This window comes from Acinetobacter colistiniresistens (assembly GCF_000413935.1).
Lineage (GTDB): Bacteria > Pseudomonadota > Gammaproteobacteria > Pseudomonadales > Moraxellaceae > Acinetobacter > Acinetobacter colistiniresistens.
Genome location: NZ_KE340378.1, coordinates 352726 through 378924, shown reverse-complemented (window position 1 = coordinate 378924; position 26199 = coordinate 352726). Strand labels below are relative to the sequence as shown.

The following is a 26199-nucleotide window of genomic DNA, read 5'->3' as shown; positions in this document are numbered from 1 at the left end:
GTGATGACACGGGATTTTTATTAAAAATAACTAGGATAGAACCCATGACCCTAAATCGTTATCTAAAAAAACTGCCTTTTTTAGAAAAAACATGGTTTCAATTTATTGTATTTGTGTTACGCCGTTTTGAGGCAGATCGCTGCCGTGAACAAGCGGGAGGATTGACCTATACCACTTTGTTTGCCGTGGTGCCGATGCTGACCGTTTTTTTAGTGATTATCTCCTCGATTAGAGCTTTAGAGCCTGCCAGACAACAATTGCAACAACTGATTTATAGTAATTTCTTACCCAAAAGTACCATCGCTTTTGATAAGGCTTTAAATGCTTTTACTGAAAAATCCAGTAACCTGACCATTATTGGTGTGCTGTTTCTGTTTATCACCACAGTATTGATGCTCACCTCAATTGAAAATGTATTTAACCGAATTTGGCGAGTCAAAGAAACCCGAACCGGTCTGGTCGGTTTTATGCGCTATTGGACGATTATTTCATTAGGCCCCATTGTTTTAGGCAGTGCCTTTGTACTGTCCTCCACGGTCGCCTCGATCAATGTACTGAGTAATAACTTTGCAGGTTATCAACTGGATGGCTCTTTTATTCTATGGCTGATCTCATTTTTATTGACCATTGTCGGTTTCTTTATTTTATATTGGACCATACCGAATCGGATTGTCCCCGTCCTTTCAGCCCTGATTGCTGCCTGTTTTAGTGCCACCATTTTTGAAGTGCTGAAACGTTTTTTTGGTTGGGTGATGAGCAATTTTACCAGCTACGAAATCGTCTATGGTGCCTTTGCCGCAGTGCCTATTTTCCTGCTGTGGATTTACTTATCTTGGAACATTATCTTATTGGGTGTCGAAATCAGTTATGCCCTGACCGCTTTTCATTCGGGTAAAGAACAAAAACGCCATCCTATTTTAATGCTGCTGGATATTCTGGAATTGTTTTATAAGAAACAACAAATCGGAAAAAGTGTCAGTGAAAAAGAGCTTTTAGGGATCATTGGTCGTGGCGAGTTAGGCCGCTTGCCTTCATATATCTTACAGCTTGAAGCCCAAAATTTAATTATGCGAACAGACAAAGACGAGTATGTCTTGGTTCGCAATCTGGCTCAGGTAGATTTTTGGAGTTTTTTCACCGCCCTGCCTTATCCGTTGCCATTACGTCATGATGTCGAACATATCCATCAAGATGATGAATGGATGGAACGAATCGGCCCATCTCTGATTGAAAGCAATGATTATTTAGCAGCAAAACTTTCCATTCCGCTCTCTACGATCTTTGAACAGAAGTAAGCAAAAAAGACCTCTTTTGAGGTCTTTTTTTATTTCTTTAACCAACCTTGTAAACTCACCACCACAATACCAACCAAGACCAGAGCCGAGCCAATGATAAAATTCAGCTCAATTTTTTCACCCAATAACCAAACACCGAAAGCCATCCCAAACAGTGGTGTGAGGAAGGAAAAGACGCCCAACCGTGATGCCAAGTAATTTCGTAATAACCAGAACCACGCCAAAAAACTGGCAAAAGAAACCACCAAGGTATGGAAAGCTAAACTGCCCATCATCAAAGGGCTAAAGTGAATCGTGGCTTGGCCGAGAAAAAGAGCCGCTCCAAATAACAATACAAAACTACCCGCCAATTGATAAAACAGCGTTTGTGTCACTGCCGCTTGTGCCAGTGAAGATAACCGTACCGTAATGGTGGTCGCCGCCCAAGCAATCCCTCCAGCCAAAGCCAGCAAGTCCCCCCACAACATCTGTTGATCCGCAATCGATGCGCCTGGATTTGCACGTAAAAAAGTCACGACAATCCCTAAAAATGCAATCCCGATACCGGTCCATTGCAACAGACTGAGACGCTCCGAAGGAAGCTTCCAATGTAATCCCAAGGCCACAAAAATCGGGGCGGTATACAGCAGCACCACGGCATGTGAAGCCGAAGTCAGTTGTAAGGCCTGTGCCAATAAAAAGAATTCCAAAGAAAATAGCAAGGCAACCAGGGCACCCGCTTTTAAATTCTGGCGATTGAAGAGTTGACTGCTTTTATTCAAATACAACAGTGGCAATAACAACAGTGCAGCCAGCCCTGAACGCAACGCAATTTGCATTAAGGGGGAAATGTCAGGTGCTGCCATTTTTAAAATGACCTGTTGCAGCCCCCAAATCATACACAGTACGATCATCAGACCTGATGCAGTTGCATCTAATGCTTTACGCTCATCCATTTCGCGTTCCTGATTTTATCGCTTGAGCATCAATATAAGGCTGTCGTATTTTCATGATATAGTGAAAATACGACAACAGATGCGTGTTTTCAGGCAATTCTCATGTTATGAAAAAATCAGCTCACAGGATTCAAGATTTTCAGGCCATTCCAACCTACAATGATATTCCCGCCCCATTATGGCTACAAATCCGTAATGCACCTGCGGAGACTTTTTATCCCCAACATGCCCATGCTTGGGGTGAATTTATCTATGCCTTCGACGGCGTTTTAGAAGTCAATATTGAGCAAATTCATTATTTAACCCCACCGCCGTATGGGATCTGGTTGCCACCGCATTTACAACATAGTGGTATCAATCGCAATGACGTCACCCATTGCACCTTATACGTACATGAGTCGCTGTGCCAAAACATGCCGCAACAGGCAGGTATCTTATTGTCTGCACCGTTAGTATCTTCGCTGCTCGAACATATTCGTCAGCATCACTTTGCTGAACATGATCCAGAATATTTACGCTTGCTGCACGTTTTACTTGATTCACTGACTCATGCAGAGTTGGTCGGCAGTTATTTACCCACCACCGAGCATCCTGCACTGGCGAAAATATTGACGCATTTACATGAATTTCCTGCGGATAACAGCACACTGGAACAGCTTGCACAGATGATCAATATGACCGAACGCACCCTTGCCCGTTACAGTCAAAAAGAATTGGGGATGTCTCTGCACGAATGGCGACAGCGCCTAAAAGTCATGAAAGCAATGTCGATGTTAAATCAAGGCAAGACCATTGAAAGCATTGCACTAGATTTAGGCTATGCCAGTTCATCGGCTTTTATTTATATGTTTAAACGCTGGATGCATTTCACCCCAGACCAATTTCGTAAGCTGTATCAAGGCAGTTAATTTTGCTATTCATGCCTTAACCAATATCTGATTCAGTGAAAAAATCATGCTTTTAGATATAAAAAATGGCGCTGCTCTTCAGAACAGCACCCTCCTTTTATTTCAACTTAGGCTTTGACAAAGGTATCCCAGTCATATTCGCCTGACTGGGTAATCAATTTCATGGTCAATTGATCATTAGCACGTAGCGCCCCAACACCAGCTGGTGTACCCGTCATAATCACATCGCCTGCTTCCAGACTAAAAGATTGATTAATTTCAACCAATAAAGTGCCGATATCGAAGATCATATCTTTGGTAAAGCCGTGCTGACGGTCAACCCCATTGATGTTCAGAATCAACTCTAACTCTTGCAGGTCGCCAATCTCATCCGCTTCAATCCAGTCAGCCAAAATACAGGCCCCATCAAAGGCTTTGGCACGTTCCCACGGCTCACCCTTGGATTTTAAATCGCCCTGTAAATCACGCAGGGTCAAATCCAGACCCAAAGTCACTGCACCAATCGCTTCTAGGGCTTTGACTGGATCGGTTTCCTGTGATAATGGATGGGCAATTTGCAAACAAATTTCGCATTCATAATGACACTCGCCCAAAGCCTGATTCCAGCTGACACCTTGAGCTAAAGAACCGATACTGCTTGGCGGCTTGATAAATAACAACGCACGGTCGGGAATGGCGTTGCCCAATTCCTTGGCATGTTCCGCATAATTTCGACCAACACACACAATTTTTGAAGGACGTGTACTCATGAAAACTCCTTGTTCTTTCAACCGTCGATAAATTTACTTCTTAAAACTATTTTCAAACTTTGTTTGATCTGCTGTATTACTAAACGCACGTTTAGGAACGATCACCACGGTATGACTTTTCAGCTCCAGCATGTAAGTCAACTTGCCAATCGCAAATGACTGGACTTCTGTATATTGTGCACTTTGTTTTTTACCTGCGGCATACAGTTCAAAATGATCTTGATAAAGGTCAATCCCCTGCTCGCTTTTACCAAATTGGTAGCGTACAAATTGGCGCTTAAACAGCATCGGTAATAACCAGTAGCGCATGACTGCTTGCATAATCAGGAAAAAAGCACCCAGTGCAACGTAATAGCGCCCAACACCAGAAAAACCTAAATAGATTCCCCACAAAATTATCGCAATACTGATCACGGGGGTTAAAAAACGGCTAAAGGTTTTTTTGCCAAAAGTAACCAAAGCAAAACCATCTTGTGATTCTTCTAAATTCAAATAATAGCGTACCGATACACTTGGACGTTGTTCAGACATTTTTGATTTCTAACATTTGAAAAAAAACTGACCTATTAGAACATAAATGATTTAATGGGAAATCACATTTATTGCGATTTAATACAAAATTTAAATGTGATGTTTTCTATGTTCTGGGATTAAAGCATTGCATTATCTGTGGCTTACCTCACCGTATACACTCGCTGCATATGACTAAAGACATCCACCTAAGCGAGCTTTACACAACACGCCTATTTTTTATACACAGAAAATTTTATTAATAAGCAGTATTGATGGCTCTCGTAAGCACATCAAGTCATTGGATGAAATCACGGATAAAAATCAAAGGAATGTGATGGCGTATTTGAATCGTCTAATCTTGCCCTGCCTGTTATTGGGGCTCACACAAAGCTGTTTTGCACAAATCTTGCCTTGGACAGACAATATTCCGAGTGCCCTACAACCATTTCAAAACAATCCACAACTGTTGGCCAGTTATACCCAAAACAATATTTTTATGTATGGTCATCCTGCGACCAAAACAGCCGTGCCCACATTAAAAAGTAATCCTCAACCCAATGTCAGTTTTAACTCAGCCGCAATCATTGTCCCCGTTAATGCCCAACAAGTGGCCAAAACACTAACCGATTTCAGCCACTATGTCGGATTATTCCCAACTCTCAAATCGGCGAAGACATTAGAACAGTCTGGTAATATTGTTCAAATGAAATATCGAGTCTCGATTCCGACCCCAATTCCTGTACTCAATTTTAATGAAGACGTCACATTACAACATCAGATTAAGTCGAATAGTATTGCCAGCTTGGTGATTGATGCACCGATTCCCTATGGCGTCGGTAAATTTGAATGGTTTGCGCTAGACGAGAACCGTACCTTAGTTACCTTGACCCAATGGGGCGATTTGAATCAACCCAAGGGATTTATTTTTAAGAAAATTCTGAATGCCATTCCTGAAGTGAAACTCGGGATTCCGAGTAGCAGTAATGCTTTTATTTTAGAGTCGTTAAGAAGCCGTTTTATTCAGTCCAACGTTACACCACTGGATGCAGGACAAATTCCAACTCCGCAACTGAATGCAGCACAACTCAGTAAAATTACCCAACTGATTCAAGCAGCTCAACAACCCGTAAGTATTCTACACGCCCCCACCAGTGTGCTCTATACGCACGGGCGAGAGTCCATGCGCTTTACCACCACCTATCAATTTTATCAGCAACCTGTTCAATCCCTACAAAAATGGCTGAGCCCATCGGCATATCAGGAACTATTTCCTCGGCAGATTAAAAAGGTCACTGCCACGCCTATTCAAAATCAAGGACAAGATGCCAATATTCAGGTCAATGTGGGACTTGGTGTCATCAATATTCCCTTTGCATTTCGATTGCGCTTTAACTATCCACAGACAATTGAGAATAATTTTTATGCCAATGGTGGAGATCTTCGTTTTGTTAAGGGGCAAATGCAGTTGCATGCCTTCAATCAAGGGACATTATTGAAAATGACCAGTGCGATGAAAATTGATGAAAAAGCGCCATTCTTGTTAAGAGCCATGCGCAGCTTGCCTTATCATGATGTACTTCCTGCTGTCGGTGGCAATGCGGTATTTGTACAAAAAATCAAAGCAAAAACATAAGACGTAAAAAAACCGCATTTAAGCGGTTTTCTTTGTTCAAATTGGTGCGCTCAGAGAGATTCGAACTCCCGACCCCTTAGTTCGTAGCCAAGTGCTCTATCCAGCTGAGCTATGAGCGCATATTTGATGGAGCGCATTATACGTAATTTTCACTAAATGATAAGCTTTTTTTCACAAACTTGTAATCAACTGGCTACAGATTCAACACTTTTACATCATTTGCGTGAAATAGACTCAAAATTTATCGGCAAATCGCCGTTCTTGAACAAATTAAGCGCCTGCTATTCTAGCCACCGTCGCGGCTGATCCAATGATTTATCTGGATCGACATCATTTAATCGCCAACCGTCAAATGTCATCTAGAACAGATGCATGATTCGTTAGTTTATTTAAAGAACAGCCCAAAATCTCACCCTTGCTACAACTTTTAATTGATTATTATCTGAAAAAAAATGATAGCTAAAAATCTAAACCACTGATATTTATTGGTTAAGCAAACATCGTATGGATTGGAAATATTTTTTTGCAAACGAATAACAAATTTTAAAAATTTCTTTTTGATTCATCCACAATAATTCCAATTTCAGCATTCGATCATATTTTAATTCACTGAAAAAACAGACTTAATTGTCTGGAACCGTCACACTCCCCGCATTGTAAATAAAATACAGATGCAAATTAAAGCCAAAAACCATCCTTTAAAAAACATTAAAATTCAATATCTTAAATCAATAATTAACAATCAAAATCTCAATAGTTACAGATTGACAAAATAATGATCACATATAACACTAAATGCGATTAATGTGACTTTAATCACAAAAAAACCATAGCAAATAATTACTCCAAAACAACACTACTTTAAAAATATAGGTATCGTTATGCTTTTCAAAAGTCTTTTATCACCGATTAAAAGTATTACTTCGAGTTTAGTTGATAGTAATAGCTCAACATCACATGTTGGTAGTTCAATTCTTGCTCCTCTTTCCTTATCTACAATTACAAATCTAGTTTCACCCAGCACTGTAACGAATACAGTAAGCAGTATTACAAATAGCGTTGCGACTAACCCAGTGAGTACAATCACAGGGATTCTTGGCGGTGTAACGGGCAGTAGCAGCCCTCTTTCAACAGTGACAAACCTTGTTGGCAGCCTTACTGGCAGTGCCAATGGTGCTCCACTTGATGCTGTAACCCATATCATTGGAGGCGTTACAGGTGGTGCAAATGGTGGCCCTCTCGGTACGGTCACGGGTATTATTGGTGGTATCACTGGCGGCGCAGATGGCGGGCCTCTCGGTGCAGTGACAGGGATTCTTGGCGGTATTACAGGGGGCGCAAATGGTGGTGCCCTTGGCACAGTGACAGGAATCATTGGCGGTATCACGGGTGGCGATTTAGCCCATAATCCCGTAACAGGCGTCATTCAAAGTGGAATTGGTGTTCTTCAAGGGCTCGAAAGCTTAAAAACCGATATTATAAATACAGGAATTAACACGGTAGCGGGCACCATTATTAGTGCGGTTCATCAGTCAGAACACCCTATTGGAGATCTCGCACATCTTGGCACCCTTACCTTTGATACCTCACGTGATACCGTAAACGGCACATTAGAAGCAGTGTCTCATCTGGCAGGTGCCGATGTCGGTGGTGCAGTTGGCTCACTCACAGGTGTGGTCGGTACACTGGTAAATAATGGTTCCACTGCCGCAAATACAATACAACACATCGTTGGCGATATCACCAACATTGGAAATACAGGTCCACTCGGTACAATTACTGGAATTATTGGTGGCATCACAGGCGGTATTGGTGGCGGCGGTACAGGTGGGCCTTTAGGGGTAATCACAAACATCATTGGTGGAATTACAGGGGGTGACCTTAGCCATAACCCTGTTACTGGTGCAATCCAAACAGGTATTGACGTGCTTCAAGGTGTTGAAAGCCTCAAAACCGACATTATCAATACTGGAATTAATACGGTAGATGGCGTACTGAGTGGTGTGCTTCCTGGTGTTCATCCAATCACGGATCTGACTCATCTTGGTACCCTCGCCTTTGATACCTCTCGTGATACTGTAAACGGTACATTAGAAGCAGTGTCTCATCTGGCAGGTGCCGATGTCGGTGGTGCCGTTGGCTCACTCACGGGTGTGGTCGGCACACTGATTCATAACGGCTCTACCGCTTCTGGTCTGGTTCAACATGCTGTAGGTGATCTCACCAATGTTGGTGGTCTCATCGGGGGCATCGGTGGTGGTACTGGTGGTCCACTGGGTTCGATTGGCGATATTATTGGTGGCATCACAGGCGGTATTGGTGGCGGTACAAGTGGGCCTTTAGGGGTAATTACAAACATCATTGGTGGAATTACAGGTGGCGACCTTAGCCATAACCCTGTTACTGGTGCAATCCAAACAGGCATTGACGTGCTTCAAGGTGTTGAAAGCCTCAAAACCGACATTATCAATACTGGGATTAACACAGTAGGCGGCGTACTGAGTGGTGTGCTTCCTGGTGTTCATCCAATCACGGATCTGACTCATCTTGGTACCCTTACTTTTGAAACCTCTCGTGATACCGTAAACGGTACATTAGAAGCAGTGTCTCATCTGGCAGGTGCCGATGTCGGTGGTGCCGTTGGCTCACTCACGGGTGTGGTCGGCACACTGATTCATAACGGCTCTACCGCTTCTGGTCTAGTTCAGCATGCTGTGGGTGATCTCACCAATGTTGGTGACCTCATCGGTGGAATTACAGATGGTATCGGTGGCGGCACAGGTGGTCCACTGGGTTCGATTGGCGATATTATCGGTGGCATTACGGGTGGCATCGGTGGTGGTACAGGCGGTCCACTAGGTTCGATTGGCGATATTATCGGCGGTATCACTGGTGGTATTACTGGTGGAGGTAACAACCCTCTTGGCTCACTTACCGATATTCTTGGTACGATTAGCCACGGTGTGAATAGCGCAGACGTGATTTCAGGTATTGCCCAACCTATTCAAACGGTCATTAGTAATGGCAATATCGCTATTGATGCGCTTCAGAGTCATGTAAGTAACTTATTCAGCGATGGATCACTAGATAGTCTCAATAATCTGATCAACATTAGTGTTGGACATGGCGATTACAATGCACATGGAAGCATAGATGGAATTTTAGATGCGTTGACAGGAACAGTGGCTTCAAGCATCGCTGTTGGCGAACCACATCCAAATGGCGGCTCTTTAACCGACCTTGTGTCACTTCAATCACCATTAAATTCACTTACAGATCATCTGTTAAGTTCAGTGAATCACTTCTAAATCAATTCATAAAAAAAGCCGCTATCATCAGCGGCTTTTTTTATTTATACGGTTATTCAAATTCGGTTCACAAAAATCAGGCACAAAAAAACCGCAATTAAGCGGTTTCTTCTATTAAGTTGGTGCGCTCAGAGAGATTCGAACTCCCGACCCCTTAGTTCGTAGCCAAGTGCTCTATCCAGCTGAGCTATGAGCGCATTACTTATGTTGCCAATTCAGGCATGTGTTACTTTAAATCTTTACTTGGTGCGCTCAGAGAGATTCGAACTCCCGACCCCTTAGTTCGTAGCCAAGTGCTCTATCCAGCTGAGCTATGAGCGCTTTAAGTAAAGTGGCGGTGAGAGAGGGATTCGAACCCTCGATACAGTTACCCGTATGCATCCTTAGCAGGGATGTGGTTTCAGCCACTCACCCATCTCACCGTAACACGAGCGCAATAATACAAACTAAAACCACATTACACAAGGGATGTTCCTGTTTTTTTCTTCTTTTTCAGTTCAATCAAATACTTTTTAATCAATTTCCGCATTTTTTCAGCATTTTTTAGCGCTGTGCTTGTTAATATAGGCTTATCTCCTTTATTTGGATCGGGACAATAAACAGAATCTTGCAATCTTTGACGTGCAGTTAGAGTTTAAATGACTTATGCTAAACCGATCTGCCAGATGTGAAATGAAACGATATGACTAAAAATTGGGCCGATCCCGAAGCAAAAGCAGAAGCGCAACGTTACGATAATCCTATTCCTAGCCGAACTCTTATTTTAACTACATTAGAACAATTAAAAACTGCACAGTCTCACGCTGAGCTTGTTGACCACTTTAATATCCCCGATCAAAAAAGTATTGATGCCTTGAATCATCGCTTAAGTGCCATGGTTCGCGACGGACAATTGATGAAGGATGGATTTAAATACCAGCCTGCAACCGATTTACCGAGCCATGAAGCAACGGTCTATATTAATAGTAAAGGTCTAGGTACGGCCAATATCTCAGGTCAGGATGATATCTTGTTACCTGAACGTGAATTACGTCTAGTGTTTAACGGCGATCGCGTTAAAGTCCGTCAGACCTCGGTTGACCGTAAAGGTAAAGCTTGGGGCTTTATTACCGAAGTGGTACAACGTCGCGTCAAACAAATTATTGGTAAAGTGTCTGAGCATGAAGGTGAATACTTCATTCAACCAAGTAATCCAAATCAGCATCAACCGATTACCCTCGAAAAAGAGTTGATTCAACACGCCAATGCCAAAGTGGGCGATATGCTGCGTGTCGCAATTGACGATTACCCGACCCGCGAAGAGCTGGCGACAGGTCACATCGTTCAATCGATGGCAGACAAAGCCGATACCGAGATTATTATTCCGCAAACCATTCTAGAATTTGGTTTACCTTATGAATTCCCGGAAGCGGTAATTAAACAAGCCGAAAGTTTTAAAGAACCGTCTGAACAGGATCGTAAAGGTCGTGTTGATTTACGTGATCTACCACTGGTCACCATTGATGGTGAAGATGCACGTGACTTTGACGATGCTGTCTTTGCAGAAAAACGTGCAGGTGGCGGTTATCGTGTCGTGGTTGCCATTGCAGACGTGAGCCATTATGTCCGTTTAGACTCACCTTTAAATGATGAGGCAGAAGAACGTGGTACATCGGTTTATTTCCCACATTTCGTGCTGCCGATGCTGCCAGAAGCATTATCCAATGGCCTCTGTTCTTTAAATCCGCATGTTGACCGTTTATGTATGGTCTGCGATTTAAAACTGTCTCGTGCAGGTAAAGTCACAGGTTATGAGTTCTACCCTGCCGTTATGCATTCAAAGGCACGTTTAACTTATACCCAAGTGGGACAATATTTTGAAGGGGCAACAGATGCGATCCCTGAAGATAAGACCATTCATAAATCACTGAATACCTTATTCCAGCTCTATCAAACATTAAAAGAGTTACGGGCCAAACGTCATGCAATGGAATTTGAAACCATTGAAACCTACATGACCTTTGATGAGTTGGGCGGGATTAAAGAAATCTTGCCACGTACCCGTAATGATGCGCATAAACTGATTGAAGAATGCATGTTGTTGGCCAATGTTGCCGCAGCTGAATACTCGTTAGAACATGATATTCCAATGTTGTATCGTGTGCATGAAGCACCAGAGTTTTCACGTATCCAAAAAGTGCGCGATTTTGTCAAACTACTTGGTTTGCCATTCCCAGAACAACCCACTCAGGCCGATTATCAGGCGGTGATTGAAGCCACCAAAGATCGTTTAGATGCACCAAGTATCCATGCGGTGCTGTTACGTTCAATGATGCAAGCCTATTATGGCGCGAACAATGCAGGACATTATGGTCTTGCTTATGAAGCTTATACTCATTTCACTTCACCAATTCGTCGCTACCCCGATTTATTGTTACACCGTGCCATTAAAGCCTATCTCGACAAGAAAGTTTATCCATTGTCTGGTGCAGCTTTAGATGATGCAGGCGAACATTTCTCTCAAACTGAACGTCGTGCCGACGAAGCTTCACGCAGCGTGACCACTTGGTTAAAGTGCCATTATATGCAACAGCATTTAGGCGATGAGTTTGTTGGTATCATTAGTGCCGTCACAGAGTTTGGTCTATTCGTGACCCTCAAAGACCTGTACGTGGATGGTATGATTCATGTCAGCCAGCTCGGTGAGGATTTCTTCCTGTACGATCAGGCCAGCCAAAGCTTGATTGGTCAGAATCGTGGACAGTCATTTAGCCTCGGTGATGAACTGAAAATTCAAGTCGCGGGTGTAAATCTGGAAGAACGTAAAATTGACTTCCAACTGGTCCAACAGCTGACACATTTGGGGCGTGTAATTCGTCAGAAAGCACCACGTACTGCGAATCCGTCTAGCTCGAAGCGTGCTTCAACAACTGAAGAAGTATTTGGCAAACCGCCATCGACAACCTCTAAAGTGAGTGAAGATGGTGAGAAGCCTGTACGCAAGAAAAAGGATAAGAACAAACCAAGTTCTTATAGCAAAAAGCCAGCTAAAAAAGCGTCTGCTAAACCAGAAACGAAAGAAAAGGCCAAAAAGAAAGTGAAAAAGAAAAAGTCGAACGCGAAAGCAAAGGCTGAGTAATTTTTACAAATTAAGAGAGCTTCGGCTCTCTTTCTTTATTAGAATTTTCAAAAACTTAACCTCTATTTTTTAAATTGAGCTATGTCAAGAAAAATCATTGAACTCAGTTTGGTTCAAATAAGATCAATCAAGTTCTATCTAAAAAAACAAGTACTCCCCAAAAGCCCAATAAAACAAGATACCAAATCTGCGATACCAATTCTTTTCCACCGAAACTACTCAGTATTTCAAAAGTGAGTCCCGATGCAAACAATGCTAACAGCCCAAACACTGTCAGCATTATTGCCCAAACCATATAAACGTTGTGGTTCTTCACTATTTTTCTTACGTTTAATCCAGCTTAGGAATAATTTATAGTAAACATATAATGCCCCAGTGCCACATACGAGAAAGAACAGCGTCGAGGCTGAACCATTGGCAGATGGACTTCCTGTTCCTCTAGAGCCAATATATCGCATTATTTACTGTAGCCCCAACTTGAACAGATACAGACAAAAATAAAACAAGGGCACTAATCTTTTTTAGCATAATGATTACGGTTTAACTGATCTAGACTCGAATTGTTCTACAGAAATTCATTGGTTAAATTGTTCTTTGGTATAAGTTTATCACGAAATGATTTTTCATTAAAATTGCCATTCTGAAGATGAGCTGTCTCTACTCATCACCATAACTCATAAATATCCCCATCAACGATTGACAGCCATGATTTAAAATACATATACATGTTTATGAATAGAGGAAATTAATCTAAATATGAGAGATGAAGCATAGTCACACTTGATTTCTCCCCTCTGAAGCCCTACATCTATAACTATGTTTAAAGATGAATATGGCAAAAATACAATGACACTCCAACAAGCGACGCTTCCCGTTCCTCAATTTGATCAAATTCAACTTGCCGATTTAAAACAACAGATTGAACAGACCATTCAAAACGGTCAAAACTTCTTAAACCAACTCAATGAAGTTCCGCAAAGCCCTGAAGCCCAATTGGCAACCTTGGCAGAAGTCGATCAACTTGAAAATAACATGAGTGAATCGTGGGGCATTTTGTCGCATCTGAATGCAGTCATGAACAATGCTGAAACCCGTGAAGTGTATCAAGCGCTGTTACCAAGTTTAAGTGAGTATTATACGCAGCTTGGACAACATACGGCGTTATATCAAACCTATCAACAGATTCACGACAGTACAGTCTTACAAACGCTGAGCGAAGCACAGCAAAGTGCGATCAAACTCACGTTACGTGACTTTAAACTGTCAGGTGTTGCACTCGAAGGCGAAGCCAAAAAGCGTTACGCTGAAATCTCGGCTCGTTTATCCCAGCTGTCTTCAGACTTTTCCAATCATGTTCTCGATGCAACCCAAGCCTACTTCAAGCCATTAACCGAAGCACAACTCAAAGGTCTACCGCAAAGCAGTGTTGAATTGTTAAAACAATACGGACAACAACGTGAGCTTGAACAAGCCGTTGCCACACTCGACTTCCCTGCTTATTTTGCAATTATGACCTATGCGGATGATCGTGAATTAAGAGAAGAGCTGTATAAGGTCTATGTTACCCGTGCCTCAGAACAATCTGACAAGACTGAATTTGATAATACCCCTGCGATGGAAGAAATCCTGAGCTTACGCCAAGAAATGGCGCAACTGCTTGGTTTCAACAACTTCGCTGAATATTCCCTTGCCAGTAAAATGGCACCTGATGTTGAAACGGTGAATCAATTCTTGGTTGATTTGGCAGAACATGCGCGTACACCTGCACTCGCTGAAATTGCAGAACTGAAAGCGATTGCACAACAAGATGGTATTGCAGACTTAAAACCGTGGGATGCAACCTACTATTCTGAGAAGTTGAAACAACAACAGTTCAATCTTTCACAAGAAGCGCTTAAACCCTATTTCCCTGCACCAAAAGTGATACAAGGTTTATTCCAGATCGTACAACGCCTTTACGGAATCCAGATCGTTGAACGCCAAGCCCCTGTCTGGCAAGATGATGTCCGTTATTTCGAAATTGAAGATCAAGGCCAAGTGGTCGGCGGTTTCTACTTTGACTTATATGCCCGTAACGGCAAACGTGGTGGTGCATGGATGAGCGGTTTCCGTTCTCGTGTACAAACGGTCAATGGTCTACAAAAACCAATTTGTTATATGTTGTGTAACTTTACCCCACCAATTGGCGATCAACCTGCGCTCCTCACCCACGATGAAGTGATTACCTTATTTCATGAGTTTGGTCATGGCCTACATCACATGCTAACTGAAGTAGATAATATCTCGGTTGCAGGTACTCATGGCGTGGCGTGGGATGCAGTGGAATTACCAAGCCAGTTTATGGAATTCTGGGCATGGGACAATGAAAGTTTAGATGTACTTAGCGAACACACTGAAACCAAACAAACCTTACCGCAAGAATTGCTATCTGCCTTACTCAATGCACGTTTCTTCCAGTCTGGCATGCAAACCTTGCGTCAGATTGAATTTGCATTGTTTGATCTCAGCATTCACCGCCAAGCACCAGCCTTAAACAGTCAGCAAATCCAAGCGACATTGGACGATATCCGCGATCAATTTGCTGTGGTTCCTGCGGTAGCTTATAACCGCTTCCAGCACAGCTTTAGTCATATTTTTGCAGGCGGTTATGCGGCAGGTTATTACTCTTATAAATGGGCAGAAGTTTTAGCCAGTGATGCCTTCGATCGTTTCGAAAGCGAAGGTATTTTTAATACCGAGACTGGAAAAGAGTTTAGAAAGTTTATTCTAGCAGTTGGCGGAAAAGATACAGCACTTGATGCGTTTCGCAATTTCCGAAAAAGAGAACCGAAAATAGATGCATTATTACGCCATCAAGGTTGGACGAACACCGATAAAACCGCTTAAACTACGTCATTATTGTTCACAGGGTGTAATTAACTGACATGAAAAGACAGTTCATCGCGGGCGCAAAATGCCCAAAATGTGGAGCCTTAGATCGTGTGGTTAAGATCATCACTGTGGATGACGAGTGGATTGAATGTATCGAATGTGCTTATAGCGAAAAGCGCCCGACCCACGTGGAACAGGCGCAACCCCCTGAGCCAGATGAAATTGGGGTGATACAATTCAAACCTCGTCATTTTGACTAGAAGGTTTAAAGTGATGTCCGCATACCAAACAGAAAATTCCAAATTATTATGGATAATAATTGGTGGAATGAGTGTTGTTGTGGTGCTGTTCCTTGCTGTCCAATGGTTTTTAGCTCAAAAAGATCAGCAAGCTGCAACCTCTGCACCTGCTCAGCCTGTTGCAGAAAAAACTGTTGCCCCAGCGCAACCAGAAGCTGCTACGTCTGATGAGGTGAGCACCGCGACAAGTGATGTTGCTGCTCCAATCCAATTGGTTGAAGAATCGATTGTGAAAGAGCCATTGCCTGCAAATGATAGTCTGGCAAAAGAAGAAATTGCCAAACTGGATGATATTCATCAACAATTGCAAGACCAGCAGCATGAATTAAAGCAACAACATAACGATGTTGACACTCTGCTGAAATTGAAAGAAGATCAAATCAAGCTGCTAGAAGCCCAAATTGCGGCACAAAGTAAGTCTTGATAAATAAAAGCATTAACAGAAGTTAATGCTTTTTTTATTCTCATCCCCTTCAATCTAAAATTTGCTTGGCAGCTTGTTTAAACTGAATTGGCTTTTGAATCGTCTGTGCAATTAGAATGCCTAGCAAAGTTAAACCACCACCGATGTAGTGGAACATCTGTAAATGCTCACCCAGCAAGGCCACCGCAATCAACGCAGTAAATAAAGGCAATAGATTCATAAAAATACTGTTCCGATTCGGCCCTAAATGTCTCACCCCTTCTATCCATAAATAAGACAACAGCACGGAGGAAAAAATACTGGCATAGACAATTAAGGGAATAGTCTGTTGGTTCAATTGCATCTGCGAAGCAGGCAAAAAGATAAAGAAAGGCAATACATAGACAATCGCAAAACTGGATTGCACAAAATTCGATTGCCATGCAGGAATTGGCATTTTCCAACGCTTCAATAACACCCCATATAAGGCATAACCTGCCGCAGCAATCAGCATCAAGCCATCACCCAAATGTACCCCTTGCTTCCAGATATCTGTAATTGAACCATGACTTAACAAATACAAGATGCCATAGAAAGATAAGGCACCGCCAAACAACATGCCGTAACTCAGCCGATCTTTCAGCATCACGCTACTTAAAATCATGGTCAGCAAAGGAATCAATGCCGTCACAATCGCCATATTGGTGGCCGTTGTGGTCGATGCCGCCTGATAAGACAAGAACTGGAATAGAGACACGGACAGAAAGCCACCTAATGCCAATTGCTTCCAGTACTGCTGAATGGTTTTTCGATTTCTCCAGACCGGAATCAGCACAAAGGTACTCATGACAGTAAGCGCCAACACCAGACGATAAAATGTAATCGCCACAGGAGAAATGGCATGACTGGCCATTTTCGACACCACCACATTGCCCGCCCAAAACAAAATGGCCAATAAGGGATAAAAATACGCTTTCTGAAACATGATCTAGACACCTATACATTGCAGTACCAATCATGCTAAAAAATAATCAATGCACTGTTTCTCGATAACAAGACGACTACTATCGAAAAACAGACAATCTATTCAGGATATCTTTCAAGATGGGAAAAAATTTTCAACATGGCTTCTTGGACTATCCCGTTTATGCTTTTTCGGAAAACTATCCGCATGGGCATATTGAGGATTGGCATAGTCATGACCGAATTCAATTGATTCATACTCTTTCTGGCGTGATACGGGTGCAAACGCATGAAGGCATTTGGATTACCCCACCTGGACGCGGTGTCTGGATTCCAGCGCATAAACCACATGCCCTGCTCAGTAGTGGTGATGTCAAAGCCCGAGGGATTTTTATAGAAACCTCAGCACAGAGTTCAGAATGCCGTGTGGTTGCCATTCCTGCTTTACTACGAGAGCTAATGAGTAGCGCAATGCAGATCAAAACAGCCATCCAGCCGAATAGTCGTGATGAAAGACTGCTGCAACTCATTCTGGATGAAGTGCGCTTATTACCTGCTTTGGCTTTTAACTTACCCGACCCTCAAAGCCCTAAGCTGCTGCAACTGTGCCAAAGGATTAAAAACAATTTGGCCTTAGACTGGGGGCTCGAAGAGACGGCACAGCAACTGCATATCAGTAGCAAAACACTGGCACGACATTTCCAAAAAGAAACTGGACTGCATTTCTCTCACTGGGTACGTCAAGCCAAACTGATGCAAGCCATGATTGATTTAGCCCTGAATAAACCCGTTTTAAATGTTGCCTTGGACTTGGGCTATGACAGTCCGAGTGCCTTTAGTGCCATGTTTAAGCGTGAAACCAGCATGACACCGAGTGATTATCTTAAAAAATTCTCTGACACATTGAGTTAAGTGTCCTGAGCATAGATTGGTGAAGAATCTCATTCCTTTCATCCTTACAGGAGCATAAAATAAGCGCAATCTTCCAATACCCGAATCGCTATGGATGCTCAACACACCAATCGCAACCTGATGATGGCGATTGGTTGCCTTACCATTTCTGCGCTGCTTTTCTCTGTGATGGGCATTTGTATTCGTTATGCTTCACATAGCGTCGATAACTACACCATTGTATTTTTCCGCAATGTGGTTGGGTTGATCCTGTTTTTGCCTTTTATCTTTAAACAAGGAACCAGTTTTGTAAAAACAGAAAAACTGTGGATGCATACTTGGCGCAGTATTGTCGGATTGGCGGCCATGTACGGCTTTTTCTATGCCATTGCCCATTTAAAACTTTCCAATGCCATGGTGTTTACCTACTCATCTCCGATTTTTATTCCGCTGATTGCCTGGCTATTTCTCAAAGAAAAAGTCACCACGGCAATGTTGCTCGCCGCAGTACTCGGCTTTATCGGGGTGTTCTGTGTCGCCAAGCCTGATCAAGGCTTATTCAACTGGATTTCTGTTGTCGGGATCAGCTCCAGCCTGTTGGCCTCGATGGCCTTTGTCACAGTACGTGCCCTGACTCAAACCGAACCGCCTGAACGTATTGTGTTTTATTTCTGCTTGATTGGTTCTTTATTGTCTGTCATTCCGATGTTTTGGGTATGGCGCCCTTATCATTTACAAGAATTATTGTTTTTGATTGGTGCAGGTGTACTAGCCAATGTCAGCCAGATATTTATGTCACATGCCTATCGCCTTGCCCCTGCTGGGCAGATTGCACCCGTCAACTATATTGCAATTATCTTTGCAGGACTTTGGGGCTTTTTACTGTGGAATGAAGTGCCTGATTTATATAGCGTGATTGGTTTTGGCATTATTCTCTCAGCGATTTTGTTATGTAGCCCTTTAATACAAAGGTCAAAAAAGTCAGTATTGTAAGTTCATGACTTTGGATCAGGGTGTAAATCCAGTACATAGTGACCTAGAATTTCCCGTTTCGGCTTATCAACAACGACCACAAGATACGTGTTATTTAGAGGTACTGGAATATTGAGATGCTGGAATTGTCCATCTTGAGTTTCATAAATATTTTTCACATACCATTCCCAAGCCGTACAGGAATGGTACCGTTGTTCAATCACAGCATCAGCATAGCCCCATAAATCTACAATTTCCTCGGCACTCTCCGTAACATCTAACATGGGAGGGAAAAAGGTTGCCTGATATTCTTCTTGGCTCAATGCTTTCATAGATTAACCTATTCAATAAAATAACAATAAAAAAGCACCCGAAGGTGCTTTTTAGTTTCAACGCTTAATGTTTATACCAACCAAACATCTGGAAGATATACGGCGCATACGTCACCAATACCAGCGATGAGAACAAGACGATAATCGGCAATAACCAACGCTCATAACGGAAGTAGAAACTGGTGTATTTTTCTTTTGCCTCCCGATCGGCAGCCGAGACCTCTTCATCCCCGACGGAAAGTCGCGTCAGCAAGTGGTTCAAGGCAACAGGCGGTGTTACATAACCAAATTCGAATGCCACCAATACGATCATCCAGAAGTGGATCGGATGGATGCCATTTTCGTAGGCCACTGGCGCAACCGTCGCAGCAACCAGAATCACCGCACCAAATGGATCGGTGGTCATCCCAATAATCGCAAGTAACAACGCAATGAAGGCAAGTGAAATATAGATATTGCCCAAGTGTGTCGGTAATAACTCAACCACTTCTGCACGTTCGATTAAACCACCCACGCTCGCAGACAAAGCCATCAACAAGATTAATGCGCCGATATGCCCCACTGTTTCTGAAGTTGCAAAACGTAATGCACCACCGAAACCAAAGCTCTTGCTACCATGTGGATCATGGCTCTTCAAGAACTCGGATTTTTTCTCATGTTCACGCACCAATGCTTCATGCTTAGGGTCAACCACAGGTGCTGACACGACTTTTGATGCGAATAGCTTGTCAAACAAGATCATTGCAATTAACACCAACGGTAAAATCATTGGTGCGGTAAATTCATTGATTGAAGTATCTAAAGCCAGCTTGTAGAACATCACTACTGCAAAACCAATGATCACATAAGGAATCACGGGTACGCAGGCACGCAACATGCCAGGAACCGCAATTTTAGGTGAGTTCACACGGAATTTTTCTTCAGCAAGAATCAAAGAAACTCCGAGGAAGATGAATGCTGTTAACCAGAAGACATAGATACCATGGTCAAATAATTCAGTCGATGTCACATGACGGCTATCCAGCATTGAAATCAGGATGACCAATAAGCATGGACGAATCACCACACCCAAAGAGCCTGACATCGCTGAGACCGCTAAGGCATATTGACGGCGTGCACCCGAGTTCCACACTTCTTTATAAATAATCGCACCCGCTGCGATAACGAAAATCCCTGAAGCGCCTGTATAGGCCGTAGGAATCGCGGCTGCAATCAAGATCAACCAAGTTAAGGTTTCTGGGGCCAAGTTCCAAGGACGCAAGATATTTAAGAATAAATCCATGACACGGGTTTGGGTCAGCAACATACCTGCCCAGATGAACAATGCCAGATTTAAGAAAATACCCGAGAACTCAACCAAAATACCCAAGTAAATCCCTTGCCCCATTGGATAATCCATGAAGAAGGTAAATACGATCCCTGTCACCAGAGACATGAAGGCATACAGCGGAACACTCAACACTGCCAAGCCAAAGTTACCTTTAGGCTGTGCTGTTTTGGGAATAAAAATGAACTGGAAAATACTGATGATCGTAAGAGATACAAATAAGGCGATCCACAACCAGTACAATACTGTCGTTTTGCCTGCAACCTCTACACCAGAGTTTAATACAGAATGATATTGGCTCAATACGGAATAACTGAGCAATGCATTACCCGCAACCATCAACGCAGAATAAACACGGAAGTCAATCTTGGTTTTAGGTGCACGTAAACTGATATGGTGATAACGTAAAGATGCTGTAATTGAAGCAAACAACACCATAATCAATAAAATAACCGTTTGATTTTCAGTACCGTATTTAAAGATACCGAAGAAAGTCGTTTCTACCTTACGATAAGTACGAATACTTGGATGCTGTTCCAAGTGCTTCATCGCTTTATCATAGAACTGATATTTTTCTTCACATTGTTGTTGTGCCGCCAACAAAGATGCACGAACGTCAGATTCAGAGGCAGCACCAAACATACTGGCGAACTCATCAGCAGCATTGGCTTTCATCTGCGCTTGAACTTGTGCATCAATGTTTGGATGTCGATCACAAGATGGTTTTTCAGGTTCCGCACGTAAAAACGAATATTGCATCCCTGTTGTTTGATCACCGTAAAGACGCTCCCCCATACGAAGCATCTGACCGTGAATCATTTCGCCTGTACCAATAAGCAAAGTCATTAGCAACAAAGCAAGAATAATGAAGGTTGATATCCAATCATTCCAGATAGTGCCTAACCGGGCTAATCCAGACTTATTCTCTTGATCATTTTGCATGTCTATTCCAATTTATTGTTATCAACATCCATCCGAAGATGTTGAATCATGCGCTGTCCATGGTTGATAGATAAATGCATTTACCCATCGAATCACCAATCCTTTTTAAACCGCTTAAATTTGCAGCAAACTTCTAGAAAAAAGAATGACTGCAATCACTTTTTTATTGGTTGTTTTTATCAATTTATATGTACTCTCTCGATTACCCTCGCATTTCATCCTTATTTGATTACAAATTTAACAACCTAAATAAACTTTTACCGTTCCCTCCACGATCAGAGAATTCAACTCTAAAGCAAGCTATTCCATCTTTTCAGTCTATTTATAACATAACTATATCGATCTCAAAATGTCATTTTAATCACATAATAATTGTCACAAATCTCAATCCAGCTCTAGTTATTCTCTTGTTCTGGGTTGATCCGCCATGCTGATCAACAAATCGCGTTTTCTTGAACACAAACAAGCGCCCGAAGGCACTTGTTTGATTTTTAAATACCAAAACTAGCTATACCAGCCAAACAGGTTAAAACTATAAGGCAGATAAGCAATCATCAAAATCGCAGGAACCATTACCAGTAAGGGGAGAATCCAGCGCTCATAACGATAGAAAAAAGGCTGATCTCGCACTTCAGCATCTGCTTCCGCCACTTCCGCATCACCAATTGACTGCCGTGCCAGCAAATGATTCAGTGCAACTGGCGGTGTCACATATCCCAGTTCAAAGCCAATCAAGGCAATCATCCAGAAATGTACGGGATCAATTCCATACTGATAAGCCACGGGTGCAACTGTCGCCGTGATTAAAATCACCGCACCGAAAGGGTCCATAATCATACCGACAAAAATCATCAGCAGCACAATCAGGGTAATCACCAGATAGGTACTGTTAATATTTTGCGGGAAAGTTTCCATGATATGAATCTGTTCAAGGAACCCGCCGACACTGACTGAAAGCGCCATTAAGATCACCAAAGCCCCAATATGCCCAACTGTCTCGCTGGTTGCTGCATGTAATGCTTTGCCGAAAGAAACACGGCGCACAGGATTACGCGGATCATCTTCGGGATTGATCGGTGCAGCAGGCTGAGAACCATCCGCAGGAATGGTGTAACTATTCAGCGTACTGTCCCAATGCCCAACAGCTGCTAAAGGTGCAGGCTCTTTACGTAATTTATCAAATAACACCATCAGCAATAAAATCACAGGCATCATTACTGGTGCGGTAAATTCATTTAGATCTGTGGCTAATGCATGTTTATAGAACAACCAGATCAGAATAAAAATCACGATATAAGGCGATACAGGTACAAATGCACGCAATGATTTCGGCAAGGCTACTTTAAAGGGTGCAATTCTAAATTTCTGCTCGGCAAAGAGTAGCGCAATGACCAAGAATAAGGTTGAAGTTAACAGGAAGGTATACATGCCATATTGATACAGCAGGTCCGTGGTCACTTCCTTATTTAAGGAAGCTACCACCACAATCAATAAACATGGTCGAAGTACGACCCCCAATGAACCTGAAAGTGCAGTAGCCGCCAAAGCAAATTGACGGCGCCCGCCCGCATTCCAGACTTCTTTATAAATAATTGCACCTGCTGCAATGACGAAAATACCGGAAGCACCAGTGTAAGCAGTCGGCAAAGCCGCAGCAATTAAGATCAACCAGGTTAAGGTTTCGGGAGCGAGATTCCAGGGACGCAAGATATTGAGAAACAAGTCGACAATCCTCGTCTGTTTCAATAGCATCCCCGCCCAGATAAACAAGGCCAGATTCAGGAAAATACTCGAGAACTCGACCAACTGGCCCAGATAGATCCCTTGCCCCATGGGATAGGCCATAAAGAAAGTAAAAGCGCCCCCTGTAATAATCGCCATATAGGCATAGAGAGGTACACTGAGAAAGGCCAAACCAATACTCCCTCCCGCTCGTGTTGGCGTTGGTGATTTAATTAACTGATACAGGCTAATCAGCGTCAGTACTGCAAACAAAATCATCCACAACCAGTATATCAGTGTCATTTCTGAGCTAATTGGCACACCAGCATTCATGACTGATCGATATTGGCTAATGACAGATGAAGTCAATAATCCATTGCCGATCAACATGGCAATACTATAAATGCGGAAATCAATTTTCGTCGCTGGGCTACGTAAGCCAATATGATGCGTCTTTAAAGTGGCACTGATTGCAGCGAACACCACCATAATCACCAAGAATAAAGCACGATTCTCTGTCCCGAATTTGAAGATACCAAAGAAACTCGTTTCAATCTGACGATAAGTTCGTACACTTGGATGAGCTTCAATATATGTGATTGCTTTATCATAAAACTGGTATTTTTCTTCGCACTGTTGTTTTGCTGCTAGGAGAGAAGCACGGACATCGGCCTTCGATGCGGCGCCAAACATACTGGCAAATTCATCCGCGGCATTGATCCGCATTTGCTCTTGAACTTGCGCCTCAATATTCGGGTGGCGATCACAGGTGGGCTTTTCGGGTTCCGCACGAAGGAATGAATACTGCATTCCAATTGCAGGGTCGCCATACAGACGCTCCCCCATCCGTAATAACTGGCCATGGATCATTTCTCCAGTACCAATAATCAAAGTCATAAGCAGTAAAAAAAGGATAACAAAAGTTGATATCCACTCGGTCCAAATATAACTTAATAGACCTAACCCAGATTTTTTCTGTTCATCATGTTGCATATCTATTCCAGTTTCTTGTAATCAACATCCCTCCGAAGATGCTGAATCTTCAATGTACATGGCCGATAGAGAATAGATTTATCCTCTTTATAACCAATCCCTCTACGTACCCACTGAAATATTATTAAGTCTATTTATCAGATGATCATGACATTCTAATTTTTATATTTTTTATCAATAAATAACTCACACCGCAGAGCAGACCGCCAATGGCGCCGATCAAATGTGCTTCGGTCAACACAGGACTCCCTATCAACTGCGCTGTACCTGTTTGTCCAAAGGTATTTTCCCAAATCAGTTTGGCAGCAATCAATGCCAGTACCAAGATTGCAAATTTCCTTTCATTCTTATATTGCAAATACACCACACCGACTGCGGTATAGAGACCATGCAAGACACCAGAAAGTCCTGCATAAGCATCAACATAAGGTAAATAAAAATAAAAAATCAGACTAATGAATGGGGGCAGAATCAACAGCAATGCACCCAAATGCCAATTGCGTACATGCGGAAAAATAAATGGCAAGCAAGCGAAGGCCATCATATTGAGTAGAAAATGAATCCAACCGACATGCACCCAGTGCGCGGTCCAGATGCGCCAGAATTCGGTGAGTAAAATGGGTCGCCAATAAATGAAATGATCAGCAAACACTTGCAGACAAGCCGATATGGAAATACATATCGCGATCAAAATGATTTTCCTTATCCATATTTGATCTTTCATTTATCGCTCACCTCTTGAAAAAAACAGACCTTTTATAAGTTTAGATGCTTCCCTTATAAAAGGTCGTTTAATTCAGGTTACTCAGCTGGTGTTTCTTGTGCTGGTGCAGCTTGATCTGGTGCAGGAGCGGCTTGATCTGGTGCAGGTGCCCCTTCACCCCCATCAAACAGCGAGTCTAATTCTGCCGAACTTTCTTGTTTATCATCCCAGAATGTGGTTAAACCTTCATCGCCTGCTCTGACACCGGTATGCTCAGTCCAGTAGCGATCTGCAATACCACGCACCATTAAACCCGCCATTCTATCAATCAAACGAAACTGTGGATTCGCAGGCTTATCATCTCCAGTCGCTGCAGCATAAGAACGGAATGCATCACGTAATTTAGCATCATCACCACTGGCTTGCGCAGCAACCGCATAGAGTGCATGGGCTAAACGAACGCCCTTCTTCTCACCAATGGCCATAGACTGCTTCATGGTGGCATAGGGTTCAGGCTTACCATCACCCGCTCCTGGCAATAAAGTCCAGATCACGGCACGGGTCGCCATTGGTGCGCCCCAAAATTTTTCATTGTCCAAGCAGGCCATACCGCGTTCAACAATCCCGGCAATATCCTTTGGCACGTTGACTGCACCACCTGAATTAATATCATTGGTCATGGCTTGTAGACCACTCACCATCCCAAGTAAATAAACGGTCTGATCGAGATCATTCCGCATGGTTGGGCATGAATCACCTAGTTTATATTTATATTTAGTTTCCCAACGGTGAGCAAATAACTGATAGCCTGCATATTGACGTTCCGCCGCAATCGCAGCCCAACGTTTTTGCTCAATACGCGCATCTTGTGCCTCAGAAACCTGACCTGCTTTGGATGCACGTAAATAGCGTAACTCTGCTTCCAAGGCCTGATTTTCAGCACAAACGCCAGCTGCGGTATAAAGTAAAACGGCCATACGGGTCGGATCAGCGCCCATATCTTTGGTCGACATCACCGCTGGCGTTAGGGCATTACCTGAATTACACACCATTTCAGCATCATCCATTGCCAAAATCGGTGGAACAATATGTTTTTCACCAAAACCAAGTGCCACATTAGCACCTGTTTTAATCACATATGAACATCCTGACAGCATTGATGTTGCCAAAACAGCAACCGCCACACCTTGTCCAATTTTATGGAGTTTAGACATACTTCCTGTCCCTCTAATAATTTGTTTTTTCCTTTTAGCTGTACATTATCAGATGCAAAACTTGAATTAAAGAGTAATTGCTCTAATTTTAACTTGGACATTTTGACA

The 26199-nt window shown here is 42.8% G+C and carries 19 protein-coding genes, 4 tRNA genes and 1 pseudogene; 10 read left to right on the top strand and 14 right to left on the bottom strand.

The genetic code is table 11. From position 1 onward, the window contains the following. The first annotated feature begins 44 nt into the window (after positions 1–44). Positions 45–1295, top strand: coding sequence for a YihY family inner membrane protein (locus F907_RS13545; protein WP_005276156.1), 1251 nt, complete (start codon positions 45–47; stop codon positions 1293–1295). 29 nt (positions 1296–1324) lie between these two features. Here the strand turns inward: F907_RS13545 and F907_RS13550 are convergent, their stop codons facing one another. Continuing rightward, positions 1325–2230, bottom strand: coding sequence for a DMT family transporter (locus tag F907_RS13550; RefSeq protein ID WP_016651543.1), 906 nt, complete (start codon positions 2228–2230; stop codon positions 1325–1327). A gap of 107 nt (positions 2231–2337) precedes the next feature. On the opposite strand from F907_RS13550, the gene F907_RS13555 reads away from it, so the two are divergent. Next, positions 2338–3138, top strand: coding sequence for an AraC family transcriptional regulator (locus tag F907_RS13555; protein ID WP_016651542.1), 801 nt, complete (start codon positions 2338–2340; stop codon positions 3136–3138). Positions 3139–3245: 107 nt separating this feature from the next. Here F907_RS13555 and F907_RS13560 read toward each other — a convergent pair whose 3' ends face one another. Both F907_RS13560 and F907_RS13565 read right to left on the bottom strand, forming a co-directional pair. Continuing rightward, positions 3246–3887, bottom strand: a complete 642-nt coding sequence (locus F907_RS13560) for a fumarylacetoacetate hydrolase family protein (protein ID WP_016651541.1) — start codon at positions 3885–3887, stop codon at positions 3246–3248. A gap of 33 nt (positions 3888–3920) precedes the next feature. Beyond that, a complete protein-coding gene (locus F907_RS13565) occupies positions 3921–4418 on the bottom strand; it encodes a YcxB family protein (protein ID WP_016651540.1) in 498 nt (165 codons plus the stop codon). A gap of 316 nt (positions 4419–4734) precedes the next feature. Between F907_RS13565 and F907_RS13570 the strand changes: the two genes are divergently transcribed. Further along, the gene (locus F907_RS13570) at positions 4735–6033 is read left to right on the top strand and encodes an SRPBCC family protein (RefSeq protein ID WP_016651539.1); all 1299 of its coding nucleotides are present in this window, start codon (positions 4735–4737) and stop codon (positions 6031–6033) included. Between the two features lie 42 nt (positions 6034–6075). Here the strand turns inward: F907_RS13570 and F907_RS13575 are convergent. Continuing rightward, positions 6076–6152: transfer RNA gene (locus F907_RS13575), tRNA-Arg, on the bottom strand. A 762-nt stretch (positions 6153–6914) separates the two neighbouring features. Here F907_RS13575 and F907_RS19075 point away from each other — a divergent pair. Then, positions 6915–9341 (top strand): beta strand repeat-containing protein, encoded by a 2427-nt coding sequence (locus F907_RS19075; protein ID WP_016651538.1) that lies wholly within the window; start codon positions 6915–6917, stop codon positions 9339–9341. 120 nt (positions 9342–9461) lie between these two features. On the opposite strand, the gene F907_RS13580 is transcribed toward F907_RS19075, so the two are convergent. The 3 genes from F907_RS13580 to F907_RS13590 form a co-directional block, all read right to left on the bottom strand. Next, a tRNA-Arg gene (locus F907_RS13580) sits at positions 9462–9538 on the bottom strand. Positions 9539–9585: 47 nt separating this feature from the next. Further along, a tRNA-Arg gene (locus F907_RS13585) sits at positions 9586–9662 on the bottom strand. An 11-nt stretch (positions 9663–9673) separates the two neighbouring features. Further along, a tRNA-Ser gene (locus tag F907_RS13590) sits at positions 9674–9763 on the bottom strand. Between the two features lie 260 nt (positions 9764–10023). Here F907_RS13590 and rnr point away from each other — a divergent pair. Beyond that, complete coding sequence (gene rnr, locus F907_RS13595; protein ID WP_016651537.1) at positions 10024–12459, top strand: ribonuclease R; 2436 nt, start codon at positions 10024–10026, stop codon at positions 12457–12459. 127 nt (positions 12460–12586) lie between these two features. On the opposite strand, the pseudogene F907_RS19425 reads toward rnr, so the two are convergent. After that, a pseudogene (locus tag F907_RS19425) lies at positions 12587–12990 on the bottom strand (putative four-helix membrane protein). A 315-nt stretch (positions 12991–13305) separates the two neighbouring features. On the opposite strand from F907_RS19425, the gene F907_RS13600 reads away from it, so the two are divergent. From F907_RS13600 to F907_RS13610, 3 genes are read left to right on the top strand one after another with little or no spacing between them, the layout of a single operon-like run. Further along, on the top strand, positions 13306–15345 hold the full coding sequence (locus F907_RS13600; protein ID WP_032861832.1) for a M3 family metallopeptidase: 2040 nt from the start codon (positions 13306–13308) through the stop codon (positions 15343–15345). Between the two features lie 38 nt (positions 15346–15383). Continuing rightward, positions 15384–15590 (top strand): YheV family putative metal-binding protein, encoded by a 207-nt coding sequence (locus F907_RS13605; protein WP_016651534.1) that lies wholly within the window; start codon positions 15384–15386, stop codon positions 15588–15590. 10 nt (positions 15591–15600) lie between these two features. Beyond that, positions 15601–16053 carry a hypothetical protein gene (locus F907_RS13610; protein ID WP_111804945.1) on the top strand — a complete coding sequence of 151 codons (453 nt, stop codon included), beginning with the start codon at positions 15601–15603 and terminating at the stop codon, positions 16051–16053. A gap of 49 nt (positions 16054–16102) precedes the next feature. Here F907_RS13610 and F907_RS13615 read toward each other — a convergent pair whose 3' ends face one another. Next, positions 16103–17017 carry a DMT family transporter gene (locus tag F907_RS13615; RefSeq protein ID WP_016651533.1) on the bottom strand — a complete coding sequence of 305 codons (915 nt, stop codon included), beginning with the start codon at positions 17015–17017 and terminating at the stop codon, positions 16103–16105. A 119-nt stretch (positions 17018–17136) separates the two neighbouring features. Here F907_RS13615 and F907_RS13620 point away from each other — a divergent pair, with 119 nt between their 5' ends. Continuing rightward, positions 17137–17907: an AraC family transcriptional regulator gene (locus tag F907_RS13620; RefSeq protein ID WP_016651532.1), complete on the top strand. Its 771-nt coding sequence runs from the start codon at positions 17137–17139 to the stop codon at positions 17905–17907. A gap of 90 nt (positions 17908–17997) precedes the next feature. Further along, positions 17998–18879 carry a DMT family transporter gene (locus F907_RS13625; RefSeq protein ID WP_016651531.1) on the top strand — a complete coding sequence of 294 codons (882 nt, stop codon included), beginning with the start codon at positions 17998–18000 and terminating at the stop codon, positions 18877–18879. 2 nt (positions 18880–18881) lie between these two features. Here F907_RS13625 and F907_RS13630 read toward each other — a convergent pair whose 3' ends face one another. The 5 genes from F907_RS13630 to F907_RS13650 form a co-directional block, all read right to left on the bottom strand. Beyond that, a complete protein-coding gene (locus F907_RS13630) occupies positions 18882–19190 on the bottom strand; it encodes a hypothetical protein (protein WP_016651530.1) in 309 nt (102 codons plus the stop codon). A 64-nt stretch (positions 19191–19254) separates the two neighbouring features. Then, positions 19255–21459, bottom strand: coding sequence for a TRAP transporter large permease subunit (locus F907_RS13635; RefSeq protein ID WP_016651529.1), 2205 nt, complete (start codon positions 21457–21459; stop codon positions 19255–19257). 504 nt (positions 21460–21963) lie between these two features. Next, on the bottom strand, positions 21964–24174 hold the full coding sequence (locus F907_RS13640) for a TRAP transporter large permease subunit (RefSeq protein ID WP_016651528.1): 2211 nt from the start codon (positions 24172–24174) through the stop codon (positions 21964–21966). 145 nt (positions 24175–24319) lie between these two features. Then, positions 24320–24898 carry a rhombosortase gene (gene rrtA / locus F907_RS13645; RefSeq protein ID WP_016651527.1) on the bottom strand — a complete coding sequence of 193 codons (579 nt, stop codon included), beginning with the start codon at positions 24896–24898 and terminating at the stop codon, positions 24320–24322. A gap of 77 nt (positions 24899–24975) precedes the next feature. Then, the gene (locus F907_RS13650; protein ID WP_016651526.1) at positions 24976–26091 is read right to left on the bottom strand and encodes a hypothetical protein; all 1116 of its coding nucleotides are present in this window, start codon (positions 26089–26091) and stop codon (positions 24976–24978) included. Positions 26092–26199 lie beyond the last annotated feature (108 nt).

Coding starts and splice junctions, on each gene's coding strand:
- F907_RS13545 (WP_005276156.1), top strand. CDS start 45: ATGACCCTAAATCGTTATCTAAAAAAACTGCCTTTTTTAGAAAAAACA.
- F907_RS13550 (WP_016651543.1), bottom strand. CDS start 2,230: ATGGATGAGCGTAAAGCATTAGATGCAACTGCATCAGGTCTGATGATC.
- F907_RS13555 (WP_016651542.1), top strand. CDS start 2,338: ATGAAAAAATCAGCTCACAGGATTCAAGATTTTCAGGCCATTCCAACC.
- F907_RS13560 (WP_016651541.1), bottom strand. CDS start 3,887: ATGAGTACACGTCCTTCAAAAATTGTGTGTGTTGGTCGAAATTATGCG.
- F907_RS13565 (WP_016651540.1), bottom strand. CDS start 4,418: ATGTCTGAACAACGTCCAAGTGTATCGGTACGCTATTATTTGAATTTA.
- F907_RS13570 (WP_016651539.1), top strand. CDS start 4,735: ATGGCGTATTTGAATCGTCTAATCTTGCCCTGCCTGTTATTGGGGCTC.
- F907_RS19075 (WP_016651538.1), top strand. CDS start 6,915: ATGCTTTTCAAAAGTCTTTTATCACCGATTAAAAGTATTACTTCGAGT.
- rnr (WP_016651537.1), top strand. CDS start 10,024: ATGACTAAAAATTGGGCCGATCCCGAAGCAAAAGCAGAAGCGCAACGT.
- F907_RS13600 (WP_032861832.1), top strand. CDS start 13,306: ATGACACTCCAACAAGCGACGCTTCCCGTTCCTCAATTTGATCAAATT.
- F907_RS13605 (WP_016651534.1), top strand. CDS start 15,384: ATGAAAAGACAGTTCATCGCGGGCGCAAAATGCCCAAAATGTGGAGCC.
- F907_RS13615 (WP_016651533.1), bottom strand. CDS start 17,017: ATGTTTCAGAAAGCGTATTTTTATCCCTTATTGGCCATTTTGTTTTGG.
- F907_RS13620 (WP_016651532.1), top strand. CDS start 17,137: ATGGGAAAAAATTTTCAACATGGCTTCTTGGACTATCCCGTTTATGCT.
- F907_RS13625 (WP_016651531.1), top strand. CDS start 17,998: ATGGATGCTCAACACACCAATCGCAACCTGATGATGGCGATTGGTTGC.
- F907_RS13630 (WP_016651530.1), bottom strand. CDS start 19,190: ATGAAAGCATTGAGCCAAGAAGAATATCAGGCAACCTTTTTCCCTCCC.
- F907_RS13635 (WP_016651529.1), bottom strand. CDS start 21,459: ATGCAAAATGATCAAGAGAATAAGTCTGGATTAGCCCGGTTAGGCACT.
- F907_RS13640 (WP_016651528.1), bottom strand. CDS start 24,174: ATGCAACATGATGAACAGAAAAAATCTGGGTTAGGTCTATTAAGTTAT.
- rrtA (WP_016651527.1), bottom strand. CDS start 24,898: ATGAAAGATCAAATATGGATAAGGAAAATCATTTTGATCGCGATATGT.
- F907_RS13650 (WP_016651526.1), bottom strand. CDS start 26,091: ATGTCTAAACTCCATAAAATTGGACAAGGTGTGGCGGTTGCTGTTTTG.